Source organism: Pseudomonas sp. SM4 (assembly GCF_051913165.1).
GTDB lineage: Bacteria > Pseudomonadota > Gammaproteobacteria > Pseudomonadales > Pseudomonadaceae > Aquipseudomonas.
The window spans coordinates 237894-259178 of the sequence record NZ_JBODOE010000011.1 but is presented as its reverse complement, the minus strand read 5'-3'; the positions used below and the strand labels follow the sequence as shown (position 1 = coordinate 259178).

At 59.7% G+C, this 21285-nt stretch carries 19 protein-coding genes; 8 read left to right on the top strand and 11 right to left on the bottom strand.

The annotated features are described in order from the left end of the window. Positions 1-12: 12 nt before the first annotated feature. The 6 genes from pcaH to pcaC all read left to right on the top strand — a co-directional run bounded on the left by pcaH (position 13) and on the right by pcaC (position 5485). Positions 13-717 carry a protocatechuate 3,4-dioxygenase subunit beta gene (gene pcaH, locus ACQ4MY_RS21330; protein WP_440096382.1) on the top strand — a complete coding sequence of 235 codons (705 nt, stop codon included), beginning with the start codon at positions 13-15 and terminating at the stop codon, positions 715-717. 1 nt (position 718) lies between these two features. Next, positions 719-1285, top strand: a complete 567-nt coding sequence (gene pcaG, locus ACQ4MY_RS21325; protein ID WP_440096381.1) for a protocatechuate 3,4-dioxygenase subunit alpha — start codon at positions 719-721, stop codon at positions 1283-1285. A 281-nt stretch (positions 1286-1566) separates the two neighbouring features. Further along, positions 1567-2862, top strand: a complete 1296-nt coding sequence (locus ACQ4MY_RS21320; protein WP_440096380.1) for an MFS family transporter — start codon at positions 1567-1569, stop codon at positions 2860-2862. 45 nt (positions 2863-2907) lie between these two features. Beyond that, positions 2908-4278, top strand: coding sequence for a 3-carboxy-cis,cis-muconate cycloisomerase (locus tag ACQ4MY_RS21315; RefSeq protein ID WP_440096379.1), 1371 nt, complete (start codon positions 2908-2910; stop codon positions 4276-4278). A 12-nt stretch (positions 4279-4290) separates the two neighbouring features. Then, positions 4291-5079, top strand: coding sequence for a 3-oxoadipate enol-lactonase (gene pcaD / locus ACQ4MY_RS21310; RefSeq protein ID WP_440096378.1), 789 nt, complete (start codon positions 4291-4293; stop codon positions 5077-5079). Between the two features lie 13 nt (positions 5080-5092). Continuing rightward, positions 5093-5485, top strand: coding sequence for a 4-carboxymuconolactone decarboxylase (pcaC, locus tag ACQ4MY_RS21305; RefSeq protein ID WP_440096377.1), 393 nt, complete (start codon positions 5093-5095; stop codon positions 5483-5485). A gap of 95 nt (positions 5486-5580) precedes the next feature. On the opposite strand, the gene ACQ4MY_RS21300 is transcribed toward pcaC, so the two are convergent. From ACQ4MY_RS21300 to ACQ4MY_RS21280, 5 genes are all read right to left on the bottom strand, one after another. Then, positions 5581-6387, bottom strand: coding sequence for a methyltransferase domain-containing protein (locus tag ACQ4MY_RS21300; RefSeq protein ID WP_440096376.1), 807 nt, complete (start codon positions 6385-6387; stop codon positions 5581-5583). A 279-nt stretch (positions 6388-6666) separates the two neighbouring features. Continuing rightward, positions 6667-7926, bottom strand: coding sequence for an OprD family porin (locus ACQ4MY_RS21295; RefSeq protein WP_440096375.1), 1260 nt, complete (start codon positions 7924-7926; stop codon positions 6667-6669). 443 nt (positions 7927-8369) lie between these two features. Beyond that, positions 8370-9830 carry an efflux RND transporter outer membrane subunit EmhC gene (emhC, locus tag ACQ4MY_RS21290; protein WP_440096374.1) on the bottom strand — a complete coding sequence of 487 codons (1461 nt, stop codon included), beginning with the start codon at positions 9828-9830 and terminating at the stop codon, positions 8370-8372. Then, positions 9827-12979 (bottom strand): efflux RND transporter permease subunit EmhB, encoded by a 3153-nt coding sequence (emhB, locus tag ACQ4MY_RS21285; protein ID WP_008080102.1) that lies wholly within the window; start codon positions 12977-12979, stop codon positions 9827-9829. The genes emhC and emhB overlap by 4 nt, the downstream gene beginning before the upstream one ends. A gap of 3 nt (positions 12980-12982) precedes the next feature. Further along, entirely contained in the window at positions 12983-14140 is a 1158-nt protein-coding gene (locus ACQ4MY_RS21280; protein WP_440096373.1) for an efflux RND transporter periplasmic adaptor subunit, read from the bottom strand. Positions 14141-14406: 266 nt separating this feature from the next. Here ACQ4MY_RS21280 and emhR point away from each other — a divergent pair, with 266 nt between their 5' ends. Beyond that, positions 14407-15039, top strand: coding sequence for an efflux system transcriptional repressor EmhR (gene emhR, locus ACQ4MY_RS21275; protein WP_008080104.1), 633 nt, complete (start codon positions 14407-14409; stop codon positions 15037-15039). 233 nt (positions 15040-15272) lie between these two features. On the opposite strand, the gene ACQ4MY_RS21270 is transcribed toward emhR, so the two are convergent. The 4 genes from ACQ4MY_RS21270 to ACQ4MY_RS21255 form a co-directional block, all read right to left on the bottom strand. Next, a complete protein-coding gene (locus ACQ4MY_RS21270) occupies positions 15273-15977 on the bottom strand; it encodes a hypothetical protein (RefSeq protein WP_440096372.1) in 705 nt (234 codons plus the stop codon). Between the two features lie 186 nt (positions 15978-16163). Then, positions 16164-17213, bottom strand: coding sequence for an alkene reductase (locus tag ACQ4MY_RS21265; RefSeq protein ID WP_440096371.1), 1050 nt, complete (start codon positions 17211-17213; stop codon positions 16164-16166). A gap of 28 nt (positions 17214-17241) precedes the next feature. After that, positions 17242-18408: an MFS transporter gene (locus tag ACQ4MY_RS21260; RefSeq protein WP_008080108.1), complete on the bottom strand. Its 1167-nt coding sequence runs from the start codon at positions 18406-18408 to the stop codon at positions 17242-17244. A gap of 34 nt (positions 18409-18442) precedes the next feature. Then, positions 18443-18745 carry an ArsR/SmtB family transcription factor gene (locus tag ACQ4MY_RS21255; RefSeq protein WP_008080109.1) on the bottom strand — a complete coding sequence of 101 codons (303 nt, stop codon included), beginning with the start codon at positions 18743-18745 and terminating at the stop codon, positions 18443-18445. A gap of 169 nt (positions 18746-18914) precedes the next feature. Between ACQ4MY_RS21255 and ACQ4MY_RS21250 the strand changes: the two genes are divergently transcribed. Then, positions 18915-19493, top strand: a complete 579-nt coding sequence (locus tag ACQ4MY_RS21250) for an ACP phosphodiesterase (RefSeq protein ID WP_440096370.1) — start codon at positions 18915-18917, stop codon at positions 19491-19493. A gap of 126 nt (positions 19494-19619) precedes the next feature. Here the strand turns inward: ACQ4MY_RS21250 and ACQ4MY_RS21245 are convergent, their stop codons facing one another. Both ACQ4MY_RS21245 and olsB read right to left on the bottom strand, forming a co-directional pair. After that, a complete protein-coding gene (locus tag ACQ4MY_RS21245; RefSeq protein WP_440096369.1) occupies positions 19620-20411 on the bottom strand; it encodes a lysophospholipid acyltransferase family protein in 792 nt (263 codons plus the stop codon). Beyond that, positions 20411-21166 carry an L-ornithine N(alpha)-acyltransferase gene (gene olsB, locus ACQ4MY_RS21240; RefSeq protein ID WP_008080112.1) on the bottom strand — a complete coding sequence of 252 codons (756 nt, stop codon included), beginning with the start codon at positions 21164-21166 and terminating at the stop codon, positions 20411-20413. Before olsB ends, ACQ4MY_RS21245 begins: the two co-directional genes overlap by 1 nt. Positions 21167-21285: the final 119 nt, after the last annotated feature.

Sequence of the window (21285 nt, the reverse complement as noted above, 5' to 3'; positions counted from 1 at the left end):
GAGGAAAGCGACATGTCTGACAAGCCTGGTTACCGTCGTCCGCAGGAAGGCACTCAGCCTGAGTACCTGCACCCGACCTATCAATCCACCAACCTGCGCTCGCCGTCGAAGCCGTTGGTGTTTCTGCCGCACTCGCTGTCGGAAATCACCGGCCCGACCATCGGCGCCGAACGTGTAGGCGACACCGATAACGACCTGACCGCCCAGCATGAGGGCGAGCCACAGGGCGAACGCATCATCATTCACGGCCGTGTACTGGACGAAAACGGTCTGCCGGTGTCGGGGATTCTGGTGGAGATCTGGCAGGCCAACGCCGCCGGCCGCTATAACCACAAGCGCGATCTGCACGATGCGCCGCTCGACCCGAACTTCACCGGCACCGGCCGCACCGTGACCGACGCCGATGGTTGGTACCAGTTCCAGACCATCAAGCCTGGCGCCTATCCGTGGGGCAACCACCACAATGCGTGGCGCCCGGCGCATATCCACTTTTCGCTGTTCGGGCCGAGCATTCTTACGCGCCTGGTCACGCAAATGTATTTCCCGGGTGACCCGCTGCTGGCCTACGACCCAATCTACAACTGCGTGCCGGACACTTCGGCCAAGGAACGCCTGATCGCCAGTTTCGATCTGGAAAAAACCATTCCGTCCTACGCCCTCGGTTATCGCTGGGACATCGTGCTGCGCGGGCGTGAAGCCACGCCGATGGAGAAATAAGATGACGCTGACTGCGACCACGTCCCACACCGTCGGGCCGTATTACCACATCGGCCTGACCTGGCTGAACCGCGAAGACCTTACTGTCGAACAAACCCTCGGTGAGCGCGTGGCGATCACCGGGCAAGTGGTGGACGGCAATGGCGATGTCGTCAACGACGCCATGCTCGAAGTCTGGCAGGCGAATGCTGCCGGTAAGTACGACCACCCGGAAGATGAGCAGGACAAACCGCTCGACCCGAACTTTGAAGGCTTTGGCCGCGTGCCGGTGGATGCTGAAGGGCGGTTTCGCTTTACCACGATCAAACCGGGTACGGTTGAGGGGCTGAAAGGTTCGACCCAGGCGCCGCATTTGGTGGTGCTGGTGTTTGCCCGTGGCTTGGTGAAGCACTTGCTGACGCGGATCTACTTTGAAGGCGAGCCGGCCAACGTTGATGATCCGTTGCTTGAGTGCGTGCCGGCTGAACGCCGCGCGACCTTGCTGGCGAAGAAGGATGAATCGGGTGTTTACCAGTGGAATGTGATCCTGCAGGGCACTGATGCCGAGACGGTGTTCTTCGATTATTAAGATCAAAAGATCGCAGCCTGCGGCAGCTCCTACATAGAGCAGCTGTTGATCTATCTGTGGTGAGGGGATTTATCCCCGACGGGTTGCGAAGCAGCCCCAAAACCTGAAATCTCGGTGCACCAGAAATACCGAGGTTGTAGGGTTTGCGAGTGCTACGCACTCGATCCGGGATAAATCCCCTCGCCACAAAGGCTGGTCAAGAGCTGGGTGATGATCCAATGTGGAACGGGACTGTTGCAAAGTATGTCTAGACTCTCACTGTCCCTATCGAGTGAAAAACAATGACAACCACCACCTCCCATTACACCGGCGAAGAGCGCAGCAAGCGCATCTTTGCCATTGTCGGCGCCTCGTCCGGCAACCTTGTCGAATGGTTCGACTTCTACGTCTACGCCTTTTGCGCGATCTATTTTGCCCCGGCGTTTTTCCCCTCCGACAACCCGACGGTGCAACTGGTCAACACCGCCGGCGTGTTCGCTGCCGGCTTCCTGATGCGCCCGATCGGTGGCTGGATTTTCGGCCGGGTTGCTGACAAGCACGGGCGCAAGAAGTCGATGCTCATCTCGATTCTGATGATGTGTTTTGGCTCGTTGCTGATCGCCTGTCTGCCAACCTACAACACCATTGGCGTCTGGGCGCCGATCCTGTTGCTGTTCGCACGTCTGCTGCAAGGCCTGTCGGTCGGCGGCGAGTACGGCACCACCGCCACCTACATGAGCGAAGTTGCCCTCAAGGGCCAGCGCGGATTTTTCGCCTCGTTCCAGTACGTGACCCTGATCGGCGGGCAACTGCTGGCGGTGTCGCTGGTGGTGATCCTGCAGCAGCTCCTCACCGAAGAAGACCTGCGCGCCTACGGCTGGCGGATTCCGTTTGTGGTCGGTGCGGTGGCGGCGTTGATTTCGCTGTTCCTGCGTCGCAGCTTGAAAGAAACCACCAACGAAGAAACCCGCGCGCATAAAGACGCTGGCAGCATCAGCGCGCTGTTCCGCGATCACAAAGCCGCGTTCATCACCGTGCTCGGCTACACCGCCGGTGGCTCGCTGATTTTCTACACCTTCACCACGTACATGCAGAAATACCTGGTCAACACCGCCGGCATGCACGCCAAGACCGCCAGCTACATCATGACCGGCGCGCTGTTCCTGTATATGTGCATGCAGCCGCTGTTCGGCATGCTCGCCGACAAGATCGGCCGACGTAACTCGATGTTGTGGTTTGGCGCGCTGGGTACGCTGTTCACGGTGCCGATTCTGTTGAGCCTGAAAAGCGTCAGCAGCCCGTTCCTCGCGTTTGTGCTGATCACCGTGGCGCTGGCGATCGTCAGTTTCTACACCTCGATCAGCGGCCTGGTGAAAGCCGAAATGTTCCCGCCGGAAGTCCGCGCCCTCGGCGTCGGTCTGGCCTATGCGGTGGCCAACGCGATCTTCGGTGGTTCGGCGGAATTCGTCGCCCTGAGCCTGAAGAACATCGGCATGGAAAATTCTTTCTACTGGTACGTGACGGTGATGATGGCGATCGCGTTCCTGTTCAGTCTGCGCTTGCCGAAACAGGCGGCGTACTTGCACCACGACCTCTAACCCGATGCGCGCGGGCCGTGATGGCCCGCGCCGGCAAGGATTTTTATGACTCAGCGACCGGGCAATCAATTGTTCGATGCCTATTTCACTGCCCGCAATATGCGTGAGGTGTTCTGCGATCAGGGCCGCGTGCAGGCGATGCTCGACTTCGAAGCAGCGTTGGCTCGGGCAGAGGCGCGGGTCGGGTTGATTCCTGCCTCTGCCGTTGCACCGATTGCAGCGGCCTGCAACGCAGGTTTGTACGACTTCGCCGCGCTGGGCGAGGCGATTGCCACGGCCGGCAATTCGGCGATTCCGCTGGTCAAGGCGTTGGGCAAACAGATTGCCGCTACCGATGCCGATGCCGAGGCTGAGCGCTATGTGCATTTGGGCGCGACCAGTCAGGACGTGATGGATTCCGGGCTGGTGCTGCAATTGCGTCAGGCGCTGGAATTGATTGAAAGTGATCTGGTGCAATTGGCCGATTCGCTCGCCAGTCAGGCGCAACGTCATGCTGCGACGCCGCTGGCCGGACGCACGTGGCTGCAACACGCGACGCCGGTGACCCTCGGTATGAAAATCGCCGGATGGCTGGGCGCTGTCACTCGCAGTCGTCAGCGTCTGCGTGAACTCAAACCGCGTCTGCTAGTGCTGCAATTTGGCGGCGCCTCCGGGACGCTTGCAGCACTTGGCGAACAGGCGATGCCGATTGCCGAAGCGCTGGCTGAAGAACTGCAACTGACCTTGCCCGAACAGCCGTGGCACACCCAGCGTGATCGCGTGGTGGAGTTCGGTGCGGTGCTCGGTTTGATCGCCGGCAGCCTCGGCAAATTCGGCCGCGACATCAGCCTGTTGATGCAGACCGAAGCCGCCGAGGTGTTCGAGCCTTCGGCGCCGGGCAAGGGCGGTTCGTCGACCATGCCGCACAAACGCAATCCGGTGGGCGCTGCGGTGTTGATCGGTGCGGCGACGCGGGTGCCGGGGCTGGTCTCGACGCTGTTCAGCGCAATGCCGCAGGAGCACGAGCGTAGCCTCGGTCTGTGGCATGCCGAGTGGGAAACCTTGCCGGAGATTTGCTGCCTTGTTTCGGGGTCGCTGCAACAGGCTCGGTTGTTGGCGCAAGGGCTGGAAGTCGACGCCGAACGCATGGCGCGCAATCTCGAATTGACCCAAGGGCTGGTGCTGGCCGAAGCCGTGAGCATTGTCCTTGCGCAACGGGTTGGCCGCGACACCGCGCATCACCTGCTCGAACAATGCTGCAAACGCGCGGTGGCCGAACAGCGCTATTTGCGCGCCGTACTCGGTGACGAACCGCAAGTCACCGCCGAATTGAGCAGTGCTGAACTCGATCATCTTTTGAACCCCGCCCATTACCTCGGTCAGGCGCAAGTCTGGGTCGAGCGTGCGGTGGCTGAACACAACGCATTGTCTGACTGAAAGGAGAGGGCTGTGGCTTTCGTTCAACTCGCCGATGGCGAACTGCACTATCAAATCGAGGGCCCGGTCGATGCACCGGTGCTGGTGTTGTCCAATTCGCTGGGCACTGATCTGCACATGTGGGACGCGCAGATGCCGGCGTTCACCGAGCACTTTCGCGTGCTGCGTTTCGATACTCGTGGCCATGGCAAGTCGCTGGTGACGCCAGGGCCCTACAGCATCGAGCAACTCGGTCACGACGTACTTGGTCTGCTGGATGCGCTGCACATCGATCGTGCACATTTCTGCGGATTGTCGATGGGCGGCCTGATCGGCCAGTGGCTGGGGATCAACGCCAGTCACCGTCTGCACAAGCTGATCGTCTGCAACACGGCGGCAAAAATCGGCGACCCGGCGGTGTGGAATCCGCGCATCGAAACCGTGCTGCGCGACGGCGCGGCGGCGATGGTTGCCCTGCGTGATGCATCGATTGCCCGTTGGTTTACGCCTGATTTTTCCGCTGCACATCCGGCCGCGGCCAAGCAGATTACCGACATGCTTGCGGCCACTTCGCCTGAAGGTTATGCGGCCAATTGCGCGGCGGTGCGAGATGCCGATTTCCGCGAGCAACTGGCGTCGATCAACGTGCCGTTGCTGGTGATTGCCGGCACTGAAGATGCGGTGACGCCGCCGTCCGGTGGGCATTTTATTCAAGAGCACGTGCGTGGCGCCGAGTACGCCGAGTTCTATGCGGCGCACCTGTCCAACGTGCAGGCTGGTGCGGATTTCAGTGATCGCGTGTTGGCGTTTTTAAACGCCTGATAAGGGGATTTTCGTGGACGAGAAACAACGTTACGACGACGGCATGCAAGTGCGCCGCGCGGTGCTGGGCGATGTGCATGTCGATCGCAGCCTGACCACGCTGACCGAGTTCAACTCGGAGTTTCAGGAGATGATCACCCGGCATGCCTGGGGCGATATCTGGACGCGTCCGGGCTTGCCTCGGCACACACGTAGTTTGATCACCATCGCCATGCTGATCGGCATGAACCGCGAAGGCGAGCTGAAACTGCATTTGCGCGCGGCGGCGAATAATGGCGTGAGTCGAGGCGAGATCAAGGAAGTGATCATGCAGAGCGCGATCTACTGCGGGATTCCGGCGGCGAATGCAACGTTTCATCTGGCCGAAGCGGTGTGGGATGAGCTGGGGGTTGAATCCCGCGAGTGACGGTTGAAACCGAAAAAGATCGCAGCCTTCGGCAGCTCCTACATTTGGAATGCGTTCCCCTGTAAGAGCTGCCGAAGGCTGCGATCTTTTGCTCTTCAAACCGTGGCGACAATAAATATCCGCTTGAACGCAAACAACGTATGCCCGTCCGCCTCCTGGGGATACTGCGCGTGCACCCGCATCAGAAAGTGATAAATAAACCGCGCCTGTTCTGCTGAACTCAGCGCTTGCATCACCGGCCGCAGCGCCGACACTTTCACCCAGTCATACACCGGCGATTTACCGTCAACCACCTGCAACTGCTCGGTCTCCCAGATATCCAGCGACGAGGTCATTGGCGCGAGCAATCGGTAGTAGTCCTCCAGCGCCAACAATGGCCGCGCCGCCATGCGCTGGCGCAGTTCCGGCGTGCCCAACGGCGTGCCGCCGACACCGCCGTCGTCGAGTGTTTCGAGCATCAGCCGATACCACAACGCATCGCGCCAGTCGGGCATATGCGCCGCCAGGCAACCACCCGCGTTGAGTTGACCAAGCAGGTTCGGCAGCAGCGTTTCATGGCCATGGATGAAATGCAGCACAGCGGCGGCAAACAGCAGATCCGCCGGTTGTTCAGGCTGCCAGTCAAGCAAGTCGCACTGTTGCCATGAAGCGTTGATCGGCAGGCCGCGCGCCTCGTCGAGCATCTGCGCTGAGCTGTCGATGCCCAGCAACTGCGCGCGCGGCCAGCGTTCGGCCAACAACCGCGTGGCGATGCCGGTGCCGCAACCGAGGTCAACAATTCGTCTGGGGTTGTGCAGGTGGACGCGGTCGAGCAATTCATTGACCGGACGTTGCCTGAGCTTGGAAAACTGCTGGTACGCCTTGGCGTTCCAGTCAGGGACTGCTTTGAGTCGGGTGATCATGAGGTCGTCCTCTGGTGATCAACAGTGTCTTCCGATGACAGCCTGGCTCAAGTCTTTAGGGGACCAACATCAACAGATAACGGAAGCGGGAAGGGCGTACACCTGAGTCCTTCAGGTTTTTTCACTCTACTCGACGCCCGGCAAAGTGCCATTAATCCAGACCAATGGCATAGCCCCCTGTAGGAGCTGCCGAAGGCTGCGATCTTTTGATTTTGTTTTTTAAGATCAAAGTCAAAAGATCGCAGCCTGCGGCAGCTCCTACAGGAGGTGAGTTTGTGTTTAGAGAAGGCTGATCGGGTAGCTGACGATCAGGCGATTCTCGTCGAACTCGTTATTGCTGAAATCCCGGCGCATGGTCGAGTTGCGCCATCTGACGTTGAGGTCCTTGAGCGTGCCGCTCTGCACGGTGTAGCCCAGTTCCGATTCGCGGCCCCACTCCTTGCCGTCGGTGATCGTGCCGGTGTGTACGTTGTCGCCGCTGATGTAGCGGTTCATCAGGGTCAGGCCGGGGACGCCCATGGCGGCGAAGTTGTAGTCGTGGCGCAATTGCCAGGAACGTTCCTGGGCATTGTCATAACTGGCGTTGTAGCTGTCGTTGGCCAGCGTGCCGCCGCTGGTGCCGTTGACGCGCATCCACGCGCTGTCGCCGGTAAGTTTCTGCAGGCCGACGTAGAAGGTGTTGCCGCCGTATCTGGCCGAGAACATCCCCGACCAGGTCTTGTTGTCGAGATCGCCGGCGCGGGCGCTGCCGTCGTCCTTGCCGTAGAAGAAACCGAGGTTGGCGCCCAGCGTCCAGTCGCCCAATGGTTGGCTGTGGGTCAGGTTGACGTATTGCTGGCTGTAGATGTCCTTGAGTTCAGCGTTCCATAAGCCGATCTGTGTGCGCTTGTCGTTGAACACATACTCACCGCCCTGAAAGTTGAATCGATCAGAGGTGAACGCCGCTTTGCCGGTCATCGACATGTCGCTCATGCTGCTGTCGTCGCGCGGGCTGTTGGCGCGGAACTGGCCGCCGTAGAGGGTCAGGCCGTCGATTTCCTTCGAAGTGATCTGGCCGCCACGGAAGGTTTGTGGCAACGAGCGACCGTCGTCCGAACGCAGGATCGGCAGCACTGGCATCCATTCGCCGACCTTTACTTCGGTCTGGGAAAGCTTGGCCTTGAAAGCGACGTTGGTGCGGCCGAAGTTGTCAGCCGGGCGCCCGTCATGATCCAGTGGCAGCAACTGCGTGCCGCCCGTGCCTTTGCCACCATCGAGTTTCAACGAGTACAAACCCAGCACGTCCATGCCGAACCCGACGGTGCCTTGGGTGAAGCCGGATTTGGCGTCGAGAATGAAGTTCTGGGTCCACTCTTCAGCCTTGCCCTGGGCCTTGGTCGGGTTGGTGAAGTTGCGGTTGATGTAGAAGTTGCGCAGGTTGAGGTTGACCTTGGCCCCTTCGATAAAACCGGCTTCTTCGGCCGCAGCGGGCAGCGCGATGCCGGCCAGGGCCAGGGCGATCAGCCCGGGAAATGCGTAAGGCGCGGGGGAGGTAGTCATAGCTGGAATCTCTCTTGTTTTTTTAGGGCGAACGGCGGCGCTGCGGCCGTTTTTAGCGGTGCAGAAATACGATGGATTCAGGGGGCGGAGCGGCGGCGATCAGCCGGACGGAGCAGGGCGCGAAAGCATGGTGTCGAACCTGTTGTTATTGGTTTTGTGGATCGAATGGTGCGGGGCGCGGTGGTGGGGATTCAATCGGCGGAAGCGGGTTTTGGGCGATTATCGAACGCAAGATTTGGTCGGAGTTTCGGGGTGAATGTGAGGACGTCATCGCTGGCAAGCCAGCTCCCACAGGTTTTTGTGTCGTTCACAATGTTGGGTACACCACAGAACATTGTGGGAGCTGGCTTGCCAGCGATGGGGCCAGTCCAGACACCACAACTTTCTCAGACACAACAAAAAGCCCACCAATCGGTGGGCTTCTTGTTTTTACCGGATGATGATCAGAACAATCTCATCTTCGGCGCTTCTTCTTTCACCGGCTCGTTCTTCGCGGTTTGCGAATTCCAGCCGCCACCCAAAGCCTTGTACAGGTTGACCGCACTGGTCAGCTGCGCGAGGCGGTCGGTGATCAGCGCTTGTTGCGCGCTGAACAGCTGACGCTGGGCATCGAGGAAGGTCAGGTTGCTGTCGACACCGATGCGGTAACGACGCTCGGCCAGGCGGTAGTAATCCTGGTTGGCCTGAACGAAGTCACGCTGCGCTTGCAGCTGCTCGGTGTAGGTCTGGCGGGCGGCCAGGCCGTCGGCGACTTCCTGGAAGGCCGTTTGAATGGACTTCTCGTAGTTCGCCACGCCAATGTCCTTCTGGATCTTGGCGTAGTCGAGGCTGGCGCGCAGGCTGCCGGCGTTGAAGATCGGCAGGTTGATCTGCGGCGAGAACAGCCATGTACCCGAACCACCCTTGAACAGACCGGACAGGTCCGGGCTCAGTGTGCCCGCGTTGGCGGTCAGGCTGATGCTCGGGAAGAACGCTGCACGGGCCGCGCCGATGTTGGCGTTGGCCGCTTTCAGGTTGTGCTCGGCTTGCAGAATGTCCGGACGACGTTGCAGCAGATCCGATGGCAGACCGGCCGGCACGTCGCTGAGCAGATCATCCGACAGCGGTTTGGCCGCTTGCAGGTTGGCCGGGATACCGGTACCGAGCAGCAGGGTCAGGCTGTTTTCGTCCTGCGCGACCTGGCGGGTGTAACGCGCCAGTTGCGCACGGGCGTTTTCCACCGAAGTGCGCGACTGCGCCAGATCCAGTGCCGAAGCGACACCGACTTCGTTGCTGCGGCTGGTCAGCTTGTAGCTTTCTTCAAAGGCACCGAGGGTGTCTTGGGTCAGCTTGAGCAGTTCCTTGTCCGCTTGCCAGGTCAGGTAAGCGTTGGCGACGCTGGCCACCAGACTGATCTGGGTGCTGCGGCGCGCTTCTTCCGTGGCGAAGTATTGTTGCAGCGCTTGTTCGCTCAGGCTGCGAACGCGACCGAACAGGTCGAGTTCGTAGGCGCTGATGCCAACGGTGGCCGAGTACGAGCTGCTGATCATCGACTCGCCGGTCTGCGAAGCGCGCTCCGGGAGACGTTGACGGCTGCCAGTGCCATTGGCCGAAATCGCCGGGTACAGGTCAGCACGCTGAATGCGGTATTGAGCCGCATACGCGTCGATGTTCAGTGCCGCGACACGCAGGTCACGGTTGTTTTCCAGGGACACCTGGATCAGCTGTTGCAGGGCCGGGTCGTGGAAAAACTGCTTCCAGCCCTGCTCGGCAGCGGCTTGCGCCGGTGCCTGGGCCGGCGAATACGCCGGCCCCTGCGGGTACTGACCTGCGACCGGAGCCTCAGGCTGCTGATAGTCAGGTATCAGCGAGCAACCGCTCAGCACGAAGGCGGCGACTGCGATGGAGAGTAGCGACTTGCTCATTGGCCAGCCTCTTTAGGAGTTTCTTTAGCATCGTCATCTGGATCGGCGATTTTACGCTGGCCGATGGACGAAACCGTGACGAAGAACAGTGGGACCCAGAAGATCGCCAGGATCGTTGCCGTGAGCATACCGCCAATCACGCCGGTACCGATCGCGTGCTGACTGCCTGAACCGGCGCCGGTGGAGATCGCCAACGGCACAACACCGAGGACGAAGGCCAGCGACGTCATGATGATCGGTCGCAGACGCATGCGGCAGGCTTCAATCGCCGCGTCACGCAGGCTGCGGCCCTGTTCATGCAGTTCCTTGGCGAACTCGACGATCAGAATGGCGTTTTTGGCCGCCAGACCGATGGTCGTCAACAGTCCCACCTGGAAGTACACGTCGTTGGACAGACCGCGCAGGCTGGTGGCCAGCAGTGCACCGATGATACCCAGCGGTACCACGAGCATAACGGCGATCGGAATCGACCAGCTCTCGTACAGCGCCGCCAGACACAGGAACACCATCAGCAGCGACAGGGCGTACAGCGCCGGCGCTTGCGAACCCGACAGACGTTCTTCATAGGACAGACCGGTCCAGGAGATACCGACACCCGCCGGCAGCTTCTTGGCAATCGCTTCGACTTCGGCCATCGCTTCACCGGTGGAGTAACCCGGCGCCGGAGAACCGAGCACTTCCATCGCTTCCACGCCGTTGTAACGGGCCAGCTTCGGCGAACCGTAGATCCACTCGCCTTTGGCGAAGGCGGAGAACGGCACCATGGTCCCGGCGTTGTTGCGCACGTACCATTTCTTCAAGTCTTCCGGGCTCATGCGAGCACCGGCCTGACCTTGCACGTAAACCTTCTTCACACGACCACGGTCGATGAAGTCGTTGACGTAGCTACTACCGAAGGAGATCGACAGCGTGCTGTTGATGTCGGTCAGGCTCAAGCCAAGGGCCTGGGCTTTCTCGTCGTCGATTTCCAAGTGGTATTGCGGTTCATCGTTCAGGCCGTTCGGACGCACCTGATAGAGCACCTTGCTCTGAGCGGCGAGGCCAAGGAACTGGTTACGCGCTTCCATCAGCTTGTCGTGACCGATACCGGCGCGGTCTTGCAGGAACACGTCGAAACCGGTGGCGTTACCCAACTCCAGTACCGCAGGCGGGGCGAAAGCAAACACCATCGCGTCGCGGAAAGTGAAGAAGTGCTGCTGGGCACGTTGGGCCAGGGCAAACACGCTGTTGTCCGCGTTACGCTCGTCCCACGGCTTGAGCATGATGAACGCCAGACCCGAGCTCTGACCGCGACCGGCGAAGTTGAAGCCGTTCACGGTGAACACCGAGGACACTGCGCCTGCTTCTTTATCCAGCAGGTAGCTGCGCATTTCGTCGATCACCACTTGAGTACGCTCGGCACTCGAACCGGCCGGCGTCTGCACCTGGGCGAACAGTACGCCCTGGTCTTCTTCCGGCAGGAACGCAGTCGGAATGCGCGTGAACAGCCAGATCATGCCGACCACGATCAACAGGTAAGCCAGCAGGTACGGTGCTTTGCGCGACAGCATGTTGCCGACACCGCGCTCATAGCTCTGCACGCCACGGTCGAAGTTGCGGTTGAACCAGCCGAAGAAACCTTTCTTTGGCGTGCCGTGTTCACCTTTCGGAATCGCTTTGAGCATGGTCGCGCAAAGGGCCGGGGTGAAGATCAGCGCAACCATTACCGACAGGGCCATGGCCGAGACGATAGTGATAGAGAACTGCTTGTAGATCACACCGGTTGAGCCGCTGAAGAACGCCATCGGCAGCAGTACCGCCGACAGAACCAGCGCAATGCCGACCAGTGCGCCCTGGATCTGGCCCATGGACTTCTTGGTTGCTTCCTTCGGTGACAGGCCTTCTTCGCTCATCACCCGCTCGACGTTTTCCACCACGACGATGGCATCGTCCACCAGCAAGCCGATGGCCAACACCATACCGAACATGGTCAGGGTGTTGATGCTGAAACCGAACGCCGCGAGGATGCCGAATGTACCCAGCAATACCACCGGCACGGTCATCGTGGTGATGACGGTGGCGCGGAAGTTCTGCAGGAACAGGAACATCACCAGGAACACCAGCACGATCGCTTCGACCAGGGTTTCAACCACACCTTTGATCGACTCGGTCACCACCGGGGTGGTGTCGTACGGGAACACCACTTCCATGCCTTGCGGGAAGAACGGCTTGAGGTCGTCAATCGTCTTACGCAGCGCTTTGGCGGTGTCGAGGGCGTTGGCACCGTTGGCCAGCTTCACCGCCAGACCCGAGGCCGGGCTGCCGTTGAACTGCGCGGAAATGCTCGAGTTTTCACCGCCCAGACCGACGTCAGCGACGTCGCCGACACGCACTTGCGAGCCGTCCTGGTTGACCTTCAGCAGAATTGCCTTGAACTGCTCGGCAGTCTGCAGACGTGTCTTGCCGATGATCGTGGCGTTCAGTTGCTGGCCAGGCAGTGCCGGCAAACCGCCGAGCTGACCGGAAGACACCTGGACGTTCTGTGCCGAGATCGCGGTGCTGACATCGCCTGGAGTCAGGTTGTACTTGTTCAACTTGGCCGGGTCGAGCCAGATGCGCATCGCGTACTGGGCACCGAAGACCTGGAAGTCACCGACACCGGCGGTCCGCGAGATCGGATCCTGCATGTTCGACACGATGTAGTTGGACAGGTCGTCCTTGGTCATGCTGCCGTCACGCGATACCACGCCGATCACCAAGAGGAAGTTTTTCACTGCCTTGGTCACGCGGATACCTTGTTGCTGCACTTCCTGCGGCAACAGCGGGGTGGCCAGGTTCAGCTTGTTCTGAACCTGTACCTGCGCGGTGTCGGAGTTGGTGCCTTGCTCGAAGGTCGCGGTGATGGTCATGCTGCCGTCGGAGTTACTTTCCGAGGACACATAACGCAGGTTGTCGATACCGTTGAGCTGCTGCTCGATCACCTGGACCACGGTGTCCTGCACGGTTTGCGCCGAAGCGCCCGGGTAGGTCACGGAGATCGCAATGGCCGGAGGCGCAATGCTCGGGTACTGGTTGATCGGCAATTTCAGGATCGAAAGTGCCCCGACCAACATGATCACCAGGGCAATTACCCAGGCGAAAATCGGACGGTCGATAAAGAATTTTGACATGAGTTACTCCCCTTTGCCGCCAGCGGCTTTGTCAGCTGGCTGAGCGGGGGCCGGGTTCTTGTTGCCGACATTGGTGGCTTCGGTCGGGTTGACCTGAACACCTGGACGCACGTATTGCAGGCCTTCGGTGATCAGACGATCGCCCGCCTTCAAGCCGTCTTCAATCAGCCACTGGCTGCCGACGGTGCGGCTGGCCTTGAGCTGACGCAGCTCGACCTTGTTGTCGGCGCCGACGACCAGTGCGGTCGGGGTGCCTTTGAGGTCGCGGGTCACACCTTGTTGCGGCGCCAGAATGGCCGCGGCGTTGACACCGGCCTGCAACTGGGCGCGGACGAACATGCCCGGCAGCAGGGTGTGATCCGGGTTCGGGAACACCGCACGCAGAGTCACCGAACCGGTAGTCGGGTCGACCGTGACTTCGGAGAATTCCAGCTTACCGTCGAGCTTGTACTGGCTGCCGTCTTCCAGGGTCAGTTTGACCGCTGCCGAGTTTTCGCCGGACTTCTGCAGACGACCGCTTTCCAGCTCGCGGCGCAATTCCAGCAGTTCAACCGAGGACTGGGTGACGTCGACGTAGATCGGGTCCAGTTGCTGAATGGTCGCCATCGCGTCGGTCTGACCATTGCTGACCAACGCACCTTCGGTCACCGAAGAACGGCCAATGCGACCGGAAATCGGCGCGTAGACCTTGGTGTAACGCACGTTGATCTGCGCGGTCTGCAACGACGCTTCCGATTCCATGCGGTTGGACACGGCGGTGTCGTATTCCTGGCGGCTGACAGCCTGCTCATCGACCAGTTGCTTGTAGCGGTCGGAGATCGACTTGGTCGAACGCAGGTTGGCTTCGGCGCTTTTCAGGGTCGCTTCATAGACCGACGGATCGATCTGATACAGCTGCTGGCCGGCTTTGACATCGCCGCCTTCCTTGAACAGACGTTTGAGAATGATGCCGTTGACCTGTGGACGCACTTCAGCGATGCGGAACGCACTGGTGCGACCTGGCAGCTCGGAAGTGAGGGTAAACGCTTGTGGTTGCAGGGTGACGACGCCGACCTGAGGGGGCGGAGCGGCCGGTGCCGCTTCTTCCTTTTTACATCCGCTGAGCAGCGATGCCAGGGCGACGGCAGTGACCAGAGCGGTAACAGCTGGCTTGAATTGCATGAAGATCCTCGGGTCAGGCGCGCGAAAAGCGCACAAGAAGTGTGGAAGGGTAAAAAAATGATGCCGGGTGGATAAGTAGCTTGCTAAGTAATATACTTACGTTCATGGTTGTTTGTAAACACCTTGGCGTCGTACCCACCCTGGTACAAAACACGTCGCAAGGTTTGAAATTGTAGGCCGGGGAGCCGATTCACGAGAGATCGCCCCCACTTTATTCAGCGGATATTCAGCCATCCCTGAAACATCCTGTTTGAGGTTTTACTGCCATGGTCCGTCGTACCAAAGAGGAAGCTCAAGAAACCCGCAGCCAGATTCTGGAAGCGGCGGAGAAAGCCTTTTATGAAAGGGGTGTCGCTCGTACGACGCTGGCGGACATCGCGACCATGGCCGGCGTGACGCGCGGCGCGATCTACTGGCATTTCAGCAACAAGGCCGACCTGGTTCAGGCCATGCTCGACAGCCTGCATGAGCCGCTGGATGAATTGGCCAAGGCCAGTGAAAGCGAGGACGAACTCGACCCGCTGGGCTGCATGCGCAAATTGCTGATTCATTTGTTTCATCAAGTTGCGCTGGACCCGAAAACCCGGCGTATCAACGAAATTCTGTTTCATAAGTGCGAATTCACCGATGAAATGTGCGATTTGCGCCAGCAGCGCCGGACGGCCAGCCTCGATTGCAATCTGCGTATCGGCCTGACCTTGCGTAATGCGGTGAATCGCGGCCAGTTGCCGGAAGATCTCGACACTGCCCGTGCGGCCATCAGCATTCATGCTTATATCGATGGCCTCCTGTATGGCTGGCTTCTGGCACCGGACAGCTTTGAGCTGCATGCCGAGGCCGAGCGTTGGGTCGATACAGGACTGGATATGCTGCGCCTGAGCCCGAGCCTGCGCAAATGAAAGTAATGACAGCCTTCGCAGGTGAACAGAGTTTTACCACGTGTGGGGTTGAGCAAGAGTGCATTTATATACGCTCGGTTTGTCCGTTGACAGCCGGATGCCGGGCTATTTTGTAGGAAAATTGTTGCCCGGATATGATCGTACGGGCCGCATCCGGCAGCTTGCGCGGCAATACGCGAACAGCCGATGCAAAAGTGCCCCGTTGCGAGGCACCTGTCAGTGTCGTTGATCTGTCAGCCCAGTGTGATGGCTACCGCGTAGCTGTAAGGGCGATTCGGCAGCGCGCGCGAGATTTTCGAACTGCAGCGCAAGGCCTTGCGTCCCGTCGAAGCGACTTTATGCTCGCGATGAGGAATGGTCGGTGGCGAGAACGAAAACGTAGAGTACTTTTTCTTGAGTTTCAGTAGCGTCGAAAACTCGAAACCGTACGACTCGCTTGCATACGAGAAACCATGATTGATCGTTGTCGGGCCTTTGGTTTTTGAACTGACTTTAACCACCGGTATTTCGTGGCGCAAAGTAAAGCTCATGGTTTGCATGGGCTCAATGTCGAAGTCGGAAGTGGCTACGCGGCTGTGGTCCCAGTTGGCATGGCGCAATGTGAACACTTCGTTGGTGTTGTTATAAATGTTGAACAGGATGCTCGTATAAGAGCCAATGCGCGAAATGCTGTTCCATTCATCCTGTTCCGCATCATTGGCCTGCTTGAAGTGGTCGAGGAGGGCCGCAGGGATCTGTGATTTATCCTCGAGGGCGAGCACTTTCTCAGGAGAAAGGCCCGCCAGGGCAGTCTGCAGAATAGCCGCGGCGAACGGGTTGATCTGTGCCAGTGCAAACACCAGTGTCGAATTCACCGAAGCGAGGTCGACCTGCTCAATGATTTCGTATTCTTCGAAATCTTCGTAGTCATCAATGTTGATACCGGTATTACCTTCCATGGTGCAGCTCCTTTTGATGTTTGAATAAAACTATCAGTCATCAACAGGAAGTTCATTCGGGCTTGTATTTGCGGATATGTAGAATGATTGCCCGTTATGTATACAGTGGTAAGTTGCATGGAGGGAGGCTAATAAAAAAGCCCCGACGTTTACACGTCGGGGCTTTTGTTTTTTTCGTAGTACGGCTTACAGCGTCGGGTAGTCGATATAACCCACCGGGCCTTTAGCGTAGAACAACTCCGGGCGCGCTTCATTCAACGGCGCATCGGCCTGCAAGCGAGCCGGCAGATCCGGGTTGGCAATGAACGGTACGCCAAACGCCACAGCGTCAGCCTTGCCGCTGGCCAACCATGCGTTGGCGCTGTCTTTGGTGAATTTCTCGTTGGCGATGTACGGACCGCCGAAGGCTTCTTTCAGTTGCGGGCCGAGGCTGTCGGCGCCTTCTTTCTCACGGGAGCAGATGAACGCGATGCCGCGTTTGCCCAATTCACGTGCGACGTAGGTGAAGGTTTCGGCCAGGTTGTCGTCACCCATGTCGTGGGAGTCGGCGCGCGGTGCCAGGTGCACACCGACACGGCCGGCACCCCAGACTTCGATCGCTGCGTCAGTCACTTCCAGCAATAGACGCGCACGGTTTTCCAAAGAGCCACCGTAGTTGTCGGTGCGCTGGTTGGTGCTGCTTTGCAGGAACTGGTCGAGCAGGTAGCCGTTGGCGCCGTGGATTTCCACGCCGTCAAAACCGGCGGCTTTGGCGTTCTCGGCGCCGGTGCGGTAGGCGTCGACGATGTCGGCGATTTCAGCGGTTTCCAGTGCACGTGGTGTTGGGTAGTCGGCCATCGGGCGAACCAGGCTGACGTGACCTTTTGGCTGAATGGCGCTCGGGGCAACCGGCGCTTCACCGTTGAGGTACGAGGGGTGCGAGACGCGACCGACGTGCCACAGTTGCAGGAAAATCTTGCCGCCAGCGCCGTGAATGGCTTTGGTCACGTTGGCCCAGCCGCGCACTTGATCGTTGGACCAGATGCCCGGGGTGTCCGGGTAGCCCACGCCCATCGGCGTCACCGAAGTGGCTTCGCTGAGGATCAGGCCGGCGGAGGCGCGCTGTACATAATATTCAGCCATCAACGCATTCGGTACGCGGCCTTCATCGGCGCGGCAGCGGGTCAGTGGAGCCATGATGATGCGGTTGGCCAGCTGGACGTCGCCGAGTTTGATTGGATCGAAAATAGTTGCCATGTCTACAACCCTCGTAGGTGAAAGTTAATCAGTGAGTAGCGGGGGCCAGATCGGTATTGCCGTTCTGACGGAAAGTAATCAGGGTCACCAGCAGGGCGAGCACTGCCAGGGCGGCGGCCGCGAGTGGCACGCTGGTCAGGCCATAGCCGTGGGCGATGACGCTGCCGCCGACCCAGGCGCCGAGGGCGTTGCCGACGTTGAAGGCGCCGATGTTCAGGGTCGAGACCAGGTTCGGTGCAGCTTTGCCGAAGGTCACCACGTTGACTTGCAGTGCAGGCACGGCGGCGAAACACGCGGTGGCCCAGAGGAACAGAGTGATTTCAGTCGGGATCAGCGCGACGCTGGTCCAGGTCAGCACGGTGGAGACCACGGCCATGGCGATGAATACGCCGATCAGCGTGGCGGCCATGCCTTTGTCGGCGAGCTTGCCGCCGATGATGTTGCCGACGGTCAGGCCCAGGCCGATCAGCATCAGCGTCCAGGTCACGCCACGCGGCGACACGCCGGTGACTTCGCCGAGCAACGGCGCGACGTAGGTGAACAGGGTGAAGACGGAGGCGGCGAACAGTGCGGTCATGCTCAGCGACAACCAGATCCCGGCGCCTTTGAGGGCGGCGAGTTCGGCGCGCATGTCGAGTTTTTCCTCATCGCGCTTGGCTGGCAGGAAGCGGATCAGGCCGATCAGCGCAATCACACCAATCACGGTCACCGCCCAGAAGGTCGAGCGCCAGCCGTATTGCTGACCCAGCGCAGTGCCCAACGGCACGCCAAGCACGTTGGCCAAAGTCAGACCGGTGAACATCAAGGCCACCGCCGATGCACGCTTGTTGGCCGGTACCAGATTGGCCGCCACCACCGAACCGATGCCGAAGAACGCACCGTGACACAGCGCGGTGATCACTCGGGCGAACATCAGCACGTTGTAATCACTGGCCATGGCACAGAGCAGGTTGCCGACAATAAAGATGCCCATCAACGCGACCAGTGCCGCTTTACGCGGCAGTTTGGCGGTGGCCATGGCCATGAATGGCGCGCCGATAGCCACGCCCAGGGCGTAACCGGTCACCAGCCAGCCGGCGCCGGGGATCGACACACCGAGGTCAGCCGCGACATCGGGCAACAGGCCCATGATGACGAATTCGGTAGTGCCGATGGCGAAGGCGCTCAAGGCGAGGATGAGTAGCGAGAGGGGCATGCGTGTTTCCTTGTCGGCTGGCTGACGTTAAGGGTCAGAGCTCTTTACTGAGGGTGCTGAGGAACGCCTGAATCACGTCCTCGTTACGTTTGAAAAAATGCCACTGCCCGGCCTTCTGGCTGCTGATCAGTCCCGCGCGTTGCAACGTCGCGAGGTGGGCAGAAACGGTCGACTGCGACAGGCCGCAGCGCTGATCGATCTGTCCGGCGCAGATGCCGTACTCGTGGTTGTGCAACTGTTCCGGAAACTCGGCTTTCGGGTCTTTCAGCCAGTTGAGGATGTCTCGCCGTACTGGGTGCGCCAGGGCTTTTATTATTTCGTCGAGGTCAAGGTTCATGGCAGGGTGCTCGGTTGAGTACAACGCTATATCGCGATGAGGCGAACTTTAAATCGGTATTTCGCGATATACCAATATGATTTTGGTCTGATGAGCGCATAAATCGGTATATCGGGTTATAACGATATGGTGAGGTGTCGATTGCAGGGCGCGGTGCTAAGCTGCGCCCATGAACTATCTCGCACATTTACACCTCGGTGGCCAGCGCCCCGGTCAACTGCTCGGCAGCCTCTATGGCGACTTCGTCAAAGGTCGGTTGCAAGGGCAGTTTGCGCCGGAGGTGGAAGCGGCGATTCAATTGCATCGACGGATTGACGTGTTTACCGATCGCCATCCGCTGGTGGACATCGCCTTGGGGCGGTTTACCGATACGCGGCGGCGTTATGCGGGAATCGTGCTCGATGTGTTTTTCGATCACTGTTTGGCGCGAGACTGGCGGTTGTACGCCGATCAACCGCTGGAGATCTTCACCGCAGACGTTTATCGGGTACTCACCCATGAGCAGCAGTTGCCCGAGCGACTGGCGAAGATTGCGCCGCACATGGTCGCTAATGACTGGTTGGGTTCGTACCAGGAATTTGAAGTGCTGGAGCAGGTGTTGCGCGGGATCTCGCGGCGCTTGAGCCGGCCAGAAGAGCTGGCGGGGGCGATGCAGGAATTGCGGCGGTTGTATGAGCCGCTGAGTGAAGACTTCCGGCTCTTCTACCCGCATCTCCAGCACTTTTCTCAACTCTCTCAGACAACCTGAATCCCTGTGGGAGCTGGCTTGCCAGCGATGGCGGCGGCACATCCAGCTTAGATGTCGACTGGTCTGCCGCTATCGCTGGCAAGCCAGCTCCCACAGGGTCTTAGGGTGATTTCAGAGTTTGTATTTTCAGGCAGCGATTGCAGGGCGCATGGGTGATTGTCGGGTTTCCGGGATCGATCCAAACAACGCCTTCTGCACCGCCTGCTGCGCCTCGAACGCCAGCGCCGCACGTTCGCGACCCTGACAGGCAATTGGCTTGAGCAGGTGAACTTCGACATCCCCGCAATCGTTGCTGAACAGGCGCATCAGGTGCGAGAGCAGATCATCGTCGCCAATGAACGGCGCCAGCGCATCGATCTCGCCGTTACGCAGATAACGAATCGCCACCGGTTGCAGCATCACCTCGGAATCAATCGCCGCCGCCAGCAAGCGACCATGAAAGGTACGCAGTGAGCGGCCATCGGTGGTGGTGCCTTCCGGGAACATCAGCAGCGGGTGAGCGGTTTGCAGGTGACGGGTCATCTGCTTCCTGATCAACTGGCTGTCGCCCGAACCGCGACGGATGAACAGGCTGCCGGCCTTCGCGGCCAGCCAACCGGCCACCGGCCAGGTGCGCACTTCAGCCTTGGACAGAAACGACAGCGGCGTGAGCATGCCGAGCAACGGAATGTCCGTCCACGACACATGATTGCTGACCCACAACATCGGTTGCTTCGGCAGCTCGCCGAGCACGGTCATGCGAAAGGGCAGGGCGTTGCTCAGGCGTGCCATGAAAAAACGCGACCAGCGCTGACGCCGCTCCATCGAATGCGCCAGACCAATGCGTTCGAACACGCCGAACACGCTGGCCATGGTCAAACCGAGCGAGACCACCAGCAGCACCCGCGCGATCCGCGCGTACACCCGCAGCCGGCTCATCACACGGCCGCCTTGAAGTGCTTGGCGTAGCGCGGGCAGAGTTCGTCGCGCTTGAGCAGGATGAACACGTCGGCGACCTGGAAATCTTCGTCCCAGCATGGCTCGCCGCAGATCTTCGCGCCCAGACGCATATAGGCCTTGAGCAGCGGCGGCATTTCCGCGATCACGTTCGATGGAATATCCAGCGTCGGCAGCGGTTTCTTCGGCTCGGCGCGCAGGTGTTCGGTGCACAGATAGCGTTCGCGCAGGCGCTGCATGATCGCGTGCGCCTGAACGCCGCCGTCCTGCATCGGAATGCTCGCGCAACCCATCAGATAGCTGTAGCCGCCCTGATTCAACACCTCGGCCAACTCGCCCCACAACACTGCAATGGTGCCACCGTTGCGGTACGCCGGGTCGACGCAGGTGCGGCCGATTTCGAGGATCGGACCTTGCAGATGCGCCAGGCCATGCAGGCTGAATTCTTCTTCGCTGTAGAACTTGCCGAGGCTGCTGGCGGCGGTGTGATCGAGCAGACGCGTGGTCGCCACCAAGCGGCCGGTGTTCAAATCACGCACGCCGATGTGGCTGCAGTGAACATCATAATCATCCATGTCCAGGCCCAGTTCCGCGCCTTTCAGCTTGGCGTTGAACTCGCCGCTGAAGACGTTGAAGCGCAAGGCTTGGGCTTGCTGCAAGGCCTCGGCGCCGATCAGGCGTTCGGCTTGCAGGCGGCGTTCATTGCCGGTGTCGCTGATGCGGGCGATCTGAGTCATGTGAATCTCCGTACGGGCCTTGAACCCGTCGTGGGTTGCAGCCGATCGACTTTCTTTATGCAGCCGTGTTGTGCAAAGTCAGGCTATGTAGCCCCGGTGTCATCGCCATGAACGTTCGG

Bases quoted from the DNA above. Each gene is read 5' to 3' on its own strand.
- pcaH (WP_440096382.1), top strand. From the start codon at position 13: ATGTCTGACAAGCCTGGTTACCGTCGTCCGCAGGAAGGCACTCAGCCT.
- ACQ4MY_RS21300 (WP_440096376.1), bottom strand. From the start codon at position 6,387: ATGATCACCCGACTCAAAGCAGTCCCTGACTGGAACGCCAAGGCGTAC.
- emhB (WP_008080102.1), bottom strand. From the start codon at position 12,979: ATGTCAAAATTCTTTATCGACCGTCCGATTTTCGCCTGGGTAATTGCC.
- ACQ4MY_RS21265 (WP_440096371.1), bottom strand. From the start codon at position 17,213: ATGGCAACTATTTTCGATCCAATCAAACTCGGCGACGTCCAGCTGGCC.
- emhC (WP_440096374.1), bottom strand. From the start codon at position 9,830: ATGAGCAAGTCGCTACTCTCCATCGCAGTCGCCGCCTTCGTGCTGAGC.
- ACQ4MY_RS21315 (WP_440096379.1), top strand. From the start codon at position 2,908: ATGACTCAGCGACCGGGCAATCAATTGTTCGATGCCTATTTCACTGCC.
- ACQ4MY_RS21260 (WP_008080108.1), bottom strand. From the start codon at position 18,408: ATGCCCCTCTCGCTACTCATCCTCGCCTTGAGCGCCTTCGCCATCGGC.
- ACQ4MY_RS21255 (WP_008080109.1), bottom strand. From the start codon at position 18,745: ATGAACCTTGACCTCGACGAAATAATAAAAGCCCTGGCGCACCCAGTA.
- ACQ4MY_RS21250 (WP_440096370.1), top strand. From the start codon at position 18,915: ATGAACTATCTCGCACATTTACACCTCGGTGGCCAGCGCCCCGGTCAA.
- ACQ4MY_RS21280 (WP_440096373.1), bottom strand. From the start codon at position 14,140: ATGCAATTCAAGCCAGCTGTTACCGCTCTGGTCACTGCCGTCGCCCTG.
- pcaG (WP_440096381.1), top strand. From the start codon at position 719: ATGACGCTGACTGCGACCACGTCCCACACCGTCGGGCCGTATTACCAC.
- emhR (WP_008080104.1), top strand. From the start codon at position 14,407: ATGGTCCGTCGTACCAAAGAGGAAGCTCAAGAAACCCGCAGCCAGATT.
- ACQ4MY_RS21320 (WP_440096380.1), top strand. From the start codon at position 1,567: ATGACAACCACCACCTCCCATTACACCGGCGAAGAGCGCAGCAAGCGC.
- olsB (WP_008080112.1), bottom strand. From the start codon at position 21,166: ATGACTCAGATCGCCCGCATCAGCGACACCGGCAATGAACGCCGCCTG.
- ACQ4MY_RS21245 (WP_440096369.1), bottom strand. From the start codon at position 20,411: ATGAGCCGGCTGCGGGTGTACGCGCGGATCGCGCGGGTGCTGCTGGTG.
- ACQ4MY_RS21270 (WP_440096372.1), bottom strand. From the start codon at position 15,977: ATGGAAGGTAATACCGGTATCAACATTGATGACTACGAAGATTTCGAA.
- ACQ4MY_RS21295 (WP_440096375.1), bottom strand. From the start codon at position 7,926: ATGACTACCTCCCCCGCGCCTTACGCATTTCCCGGGCTGATCGCCCTG.